The organism is Dietzia maris, from assembly GCF_014144855.1.
GTDB lineage: Bacteria > Actinomycetota > Actinomycetes > Mycobacteriales > Mycobacteriaceae > Dietzia > Dietzia kunjamensis.
Genome location: NZ_JAALDN010000478.1, coordinates 1 through 1363 on the forward strand (window position 1 = coordinate 1; position 1363 = coordinate 1363).

The window sequence follows — 1363 nt, forward strand, 5'->3', positions numbered from 1 at the left end:
CTTCGCCGAGCTCGAGCTGCTCTTCTTGGCCGACGACTTCTTCCCGGAGCCGGAGCCCTCGTCGTCGTCGTCTTCGTCGTCGCTGTCGTCTGCGTTGCCGCCGCGGTGCTTCACACCCGCCCGCAGGGCGGCAAGCAGGTCGGCGACCTCGTCGTCACCGTCGTCGTCGCTCGCCTCCTCGCGCTCCTCGACCGTGAACGCCTCTCCCCCGGCCGCCTTGGCCTCGATGAGCTCCTTGAGCTGGATCTGGTAGTCCTCCTCGTACTTCCCCGGCTCGAAATCCCCGTGATCCGGACGCGGCCGAGGCCGCGATGGAGGTGTTCGTCGACCGCTCCGCCCGGTACTACCGCCGCTACCTGGCCGACGTCATCTCCCAGCCCGTGAAGTGGGAGCTCTAGCTCATACCCCGTGACGCGCCAGGTAAGCGGCGGTGGCGGCGTCAGCGGGAAGGAACGTCTCAATGACCAGTTCGGACAAGGTGACATCCAGAGCGGTTCCGAACGTTGCCATCATCGCCAGGAACGACAGACGCGCATCGCCGACCTGTACGAGCAGCGGAACATACACGGGATTCGCATCGGTGTCGGTCGGCTCTCGGTCGTCGGAACCGCGGTGGGGGTAGGCGGCCAGCTCATCGTGTAGCGAGAGCATCTCGGTGTCAGCGAACGCCAGGGCACTCCGACGAAGTCCACCGAGCACGAATGCGCGCCACTGAGAGAGGTTGGCGATGTGAGGCGCCATGCCCTCCGGATGCAGCGTCATGCGCAGCGCGTTCAGTGGTCGCTCGGCGAGCAGATCTGGGGAAACGACCTGGGTGAGGACACCGACCGCACCGTTGGTCTCGAGCACATTCCACATCCGGTCCACCGCCAGGGCCGGGTACGGCTGGTGGGCTGCGAGAATCTCGCGAACCGCAGTCCGAGCCGATGCCATTCCGGGAGAAGCCAGGTCATTCTCGGAGTAGCGCGGCGCGAAGCCGGCAGCCATCAACAATTGGTTGCGGTCCCGCAAGGGGACATCGAGGTGCTCCGCAATCCGAAGCACCATGTCCCGGCTGGGTTGGGACCGCCCGGTCTCCACAAAACTGAGGTGACGAGTGGAGATGGCGGCCTCGTTGGACAACTCGAGCTGGCTCACTCGCCGATGGATGCGCCATTGCCGGAGCAGTGCGCCGACAGAAACGGAGGCGGCGGTGCCGGTGTTCGTCGTCATGGGACAAGTCTGTCCCAGTGAACGACCCGGTTCCATGACCTCCCAGGTAATCGACGCCACGACCCGGCTGAGTTCAGAGTGGAGTCCGGGCGATCGGAACCGCCGATAGTCCGACTTCGTGGGAGGGCGACATGACCGACATCTACTACGC

Annotated in this window: 2 protein-coding genes; one reads left to right on the forward strand and one right to left on the reverse strand. The window is 65.3% G+C overall.

The genetic code is table 11. The annotated features are described in order from the left end of the window. Positions 1 to 384, forward strand: a 384-nt coding sequence (locus G6024_RS14730) for a hypothetical protein (protein WP_159149055.1), incomplete at its 5' end; no start/stop codon positions are given. A gap of 15 nt (positions 385 to 399) precedes the next feature. Here G6024_RS14730 and G6024_RS14735 read toward each other — a convergent pair. Continuing rightward, positions 400 to 1212, reverse strand: coding sequence for a helix-turn-helix domain-containing protein (locus G6024_RS14735; RefSeq protein ID WP_159149056.1), 813 nt, complete (start codon positions 1210 to 1212; stop codon positions 400 to 402). Between the last annotated feature and the right edge of the window lie 151 nt (positions 1213 to 1363).